At 52.0% G+C, this 4061-nt stretch carries 5 protein-coding genes and 1 other RNA gene; all 6 read left to right on the forward strand.

Annotated elements, in window-relative coordinates; genetic code table 11:
* Positions 1-415 precede the first annotated feature (415 nt).
* Positions 416-712 carry a helix-turn-helix domain-containing protein gene (locus NX05_RS17010; protein ID WP_052239617.1) on the forward strand — a complete coding sequence of 99 codons (297 nt, stop codon included), beginning with the start codon at positions 416-418 and terminating at the stop codon, positions 710-712.
* Between the two features lie 167 nt (positions 713-879).
* A complete protein-coding gene (locus tag NX05_RS22975) occupies positions 880-1923 on the forward strand; it encodes a Fic family protein (protein ID WP_080764640.1) in 1044 nt (347 codons plus the stop codon).
* Positions 1910-2803 carry a hypothetical protein gene (locus tag NX05_RS24995; protein ID WP_227480107.1) on the forward strand — a complete coding sequence of 298 codons (894 nt, stop codon included), beginning with the start codon at positions 1910-1912 and terminating at the stop codon, positions 2801-2803. Before NX05_RS22975 ends, NX05_RS24995 begins: the two co-directional genes overlap by 14 nt.
* Before the next feature lie 11 nt (positions 2804-2814).
* Positions 2815-3528, forward strand: a complete 714-nt coding sequence (locus tag NX05_RS17025; protein ID WP_039433046.1) for a hypothetical protein — start codon at positions 2815-2817, stop codon at positions 3526-3528.
* 125 nt (positions 3529-3653) lie between these two features.
* Positions 3654-3729: non-coding RNA, sX9 sRNA (locus NX05_RS17035), on the forward strand.
* Between the two features lie 187 nt (positions 3730-3916).
* Positions 3917-4061 (forward strand): transposase (locus NX05_RS17030; RefSeq protein WP_253956538.1); only part of this gene is annotated, 145 nt, incomplete at its 3' end.

Here is a 4061-nt window from a genome sequence, read left to right on the forward strand (position 1 = left end):
ACGTGAATACAACGAGGAACGACCCAAGAAGGCAATTGGCGGCATGACGCCATCTGCGTATGCCCAACAGCTGGCCAACACCGATATCATCAACCCCGGACTCTAAACCCGGCCGCTACTCAGAGCGAGGGGACATCGGGCCCACCCCACATAGGCAATGCGCCAGCCCCGTTTGAGCAAGGGCTGCGTGAGCTGTGCTGCGGCCTGCCCCTGAACCTGCTGCCTGTGGATCTCCTCTGCTACTTCGTGCTCTGGCGTGCCCATGACTTCCCCTGTGGATAGTTGACGAATGGCGAAAAGATACGCTAAACGTAAGGTACGGGCAACGTAATTTACGAGCAACGTAGCTTACGTTCATCCTTGGGGCATGACTTCTCCCAACGCCCGCAGTGTTCGTGTCGTCTTCGCCGCCCGTATGAAGAAGCGGAGGAAGACACTTCGGCTCAGCCAAAAGGCCTTAGGAGTGCTCATGGGACTACCAGAAGATGTCGCAGGCGTTCGCATCAATCGATACGAGCGGGCAGTGCATGAGTGCGATAGTGAAACGGCTCAGAAAATGGCTGACGCTCTTGGCGTCTCGCTTGCCTACCTCTACGCAGAGACAGACGAACTGGCAGAACTCATCCAGGAGTTCACGCAGCTTCCAGCCAAAGACCAGCACGCGCTCCTGGCTGATATCAAGTCTCGCTCCAAGACAAAGCGTGTGCGTTAACTGGCATCAAGCGTGTCAGTGAAGTTCGAGCTAGCTGTCAGGGTTTTCTGATAATCATCCAATTTTCATGCTTTTTGTGACACTCATCTCTTTATCCATTATTTTTACCTTGCTCTGACATAGGTGTCAGGGCATGTTGCCCGGGCTCCGTTAGTGCTTCGAAATTTATGGATGGAAATTTTGAGTCAGCACCGCTTGATTTGGCTTTTGCGCCACTTCCAGGACGACGCGATGCGCCTGATGCTTCGGTTTGGCTCGATGCATCGTTTTCGGTCTATACGCCAGCGTTGTTGGAGCCACCACTTCGAACCCATGAAAAAATAGGGGATTACCAACGCTTTGAATCGGATGCTCAATGCGTCGGCTACCTTTCAGCCCTGTCTTACCGGTTAACTCACGTATGCAGAGGTGGCTGGAAGTTTTCTGCCATTCCTGATTTGAGAGCAAATCGCCATGCGGCGTCAGCCATCAACGCATCCCTCAGAGCAGGACTTCCAGATACGCATGGTGTTTTAAATTGGTCATTGAATTTGGCCAAAAATTTAGGCAATAGCCAAGTTAAAAGCCGCACGGATAATGCATGGGTCGGTGGAAAGAAGCCGTCAGAAGCGTGGCTTGTTTTACCACAGGCAGATCAACTGCCTTATCTTCTAAAAAACCTCGAAGATTTGCTGCAAGGCAAGAGCGCCCAGCCGATCAACTGCGCATTTTTCGAAGCCATTGCGTATCAGATGATCTGCATCCATCCACTTAGTGATACTAATGGACGGGTGACCCGCACTCTCCTGATAAATTTGGCGGGACGCTATCGAAATCTTTATCCGCTCTATATTGCGCATTGCCTGAGCTTTGCTAAACAGCGAACAGGTCAAACCTGGATGCAGGCATCCTTGACTGCAACAAGCCAAAATCTCAGCAATTCAGAGGTTTGGTTAGATCACATCAAGCTGATTTTGCAAAAAATATCTGATCTCGCCACGGCTGGCTTGGATCCAAGAGTGGTGTGGTCACTTCTTTCGTGTGGATATGTATCCGAAGACACGCTTTGTGCTGGAAAAAATGCATGCAGTTCTTCACTTGCTGCAAAAATTATGAAGCGCCTACCGGCGCTATTAGAACAGGAACAGGGGATATTTTACTCAGCCGAGCTTGAAATCCTGATCATCGGAATTGATTGCTCTATTAATAAGGATGGTTATGAAATTGAATGAGTCGCAAGACGGCAAGCCCAAGCAGCTCAAAGCTGCGATCAGGCGAACCATTTATCTGACATTGGTGCTGGCCGGGGTTGCCAGCGTTTTATCGCCATTGGCAACAGCCTCCGATACCGAGGGGACCACGACAATGCCGCCTGTCGAAGTGCCGCCTCCCTACATCCCGCCACCGATTGAAAATCCGCCGCCACCCTATTATCCAGATCCGGGCGATGGCGGGGGTAACAATGGTGGGGGTGGGGGTGGTCCGGACGAGCGCGAGGTTCTTTGTGAAAACCTTAGGGCAACCAAACCTGCAATGTGTCCTAATCCAATACCTCTCCCGGAAGGCGGGGCATATGCCCAAGACAAACTACCTGGGGCGAGCATTCATGGAAAGTCGACGGTGCTAATGGCGATTGGTTATTCGCAAGGTAGAACATTTGGCCCCAACGGAACCACCGCTCCACCAGACGGCGCCACTGCGTGGTGGATGGATTTTATTTTAAATAAGCAAACGGCAAATTATGCTAATCCCGGGATGTCGTTTAAGGAAGCAACTAAGATTTTCCGTGACGACTTGGCGTGGGTGTGCGAGGAGCAGACGAAAGAGTCAAATAAATATCGAATCCCAGGTCAGTTGACGGTCCCGGAATATTACTGCTTCGAAATCATGAAGGCGCTCGACATCGAAGCCGATGATCAGATGAACTTTGTCCAATTTTTTATCGATTGGTCTAAGCGTTATGCGGTTAATCTCGAAAGATATGTCCCGGGCGAGGCCCTCAGTTCTGGAAGCCTGGATAACTCAATTGGCGTCAAATGGAAGGTCACGTCAGCCGATGCTTCTTGTTCGAGATGGTGGACCAACTTCCAGCAGAATCAGTGCAGTCTATAATGGATGGAACTATGAAAGCAAAAATGATTTTGTCCATGGCGCTACTTTCCGGTGCGCTTGCTGCGTGTGGAAAAGCCGACAAGCCAGCGGAAGACACCAATGCAGCATCTTCGCAGGCTGAAACTTCTGCGACGGCAAACGCTGAGCACAGCTCAGCTGCGAATGGAGCGGAGCAAAAGGCAAAGTTAGCTACGCCAAGCGGCGTGCAAGATGCTAAGCAGTATCTGTGTCAGGGTGGCGAGAGTGCCTGCAAGGCAAGTGGCCCGCTGGTGGCTAACTCGGATGCCGAGGCAAAGTGGCTTTTGTCTAATGGCTATCCGACTGAGGCCGAATTAGCACGACTGGACAAACTATCCTTGGATCAGCTGAAAGCAGAGTCGCAGGCGGGCAATAAGGCCGCAACTGTCATCTATGGAAAGAAGACAGCGACGAGTGGTCACTTCCAGGAGGGGCTTGGCATTTTAAGAAATGCGGCGTCTGCTGGAAATTTATATTCGTATTATGGGCTGTCGGATATTTATGCTAGCGAGACCAAGGAAAAAAATCTGATTGATAGTGCCGCATATCTACGCCTAGCCTATTTGTTGGGTGACGGCAAAGCGTCCGCCGACATTGCATTGAGGGGGTTGAGTAGTGTTGAAAGTGTCGCTGCCGATGAGCGTGCAGCCTCGCTTTACAAGACATTCTCTAAATATCAGCGTCCGTCTCCGAGGCCAGTTGAGTAAAATAATTTAGCGAATAAACGAAATGAGGAGGCGAAACCCTCCTCATTTTTTTGCGCGGATATAAGAGCGGCTAACAAAACTACTGCGCAGCCGCCAGGCGGGCGCGGCCGGTGCTCGGAATCGGCATGTACCACTCGTACACTCCGGTTCCTGCGCGCCGTCCGCGCCCACCTGACAGCTGCTCGCTACGTTTTGTTAGCCGCTCTAAGCTGTATGCGATGCTATTGGCTTGTGCCCAGCTGGCGCTCTTCAAGAAGCGACGCCCCCCCCCCGACTTTGAGTAGCCCCTCAGTTTGGAGTCCAATTCCTTACCCCAAGGAGATTGGACGTGAAGAAGCGTTTTTCCGAAGAGCAGATCATCGGCTTTTTGCGCGAAGCCGAAGCGGGCATGGCGATCAAGGACCTATGCCGGCGGCATGGCTTCAGCGAGGCGTCCTATTATCTGTGGCGCAGCAAGTTTGGCGGCATGAGCGTGCCCGACGCCAAGCGGCTCAAGGACCTTGAGGCCGAGAACGCGCGGCTAAAGAAGTTGC

The organism is Xanthomonas vasicola, assembly GCF_000772705.2.
Classification (GTDB): domain Bacteria; phylum Pseudomonadota; class Gammaproteobacteria; order Xanthomonadales; family Xanthomonadaceae; genus Xanthomonas; species Xanthomonas vasicola.

Bases quoted from the DNA above. Each gene is read 5' to 3' on its own strand.
- NX05_RS17010 (WP_052239617.1), top strand. From the start codon at position 416: ATGAAGAAGCGGAGGAAGACACTTCGGCTCAGCCAAAAGGCCTTAGGA.
- NX05_RS22975 (WP_080764640.1), top strand. From the start codon at position 880: ATGGATGGAAATTTTGAGTCAGCACCGCTTGATTTGGCTTTTGCGCCA.
- NX05_RS24995 (WP_227480107.1), top strand. From the start codon at position 1,910: ATGAAATTGAATGAGTCGCAAGACGGCAAGCCCAAGCAGCTCAAAGCT.
- NX05_RS17025 (WP_039433046.1), top strand. From the start codon at position 2,815: ATGAAAGCAAAAATGATTTTGTCCATGGCGCTACTTTCCGGTGCGCTT.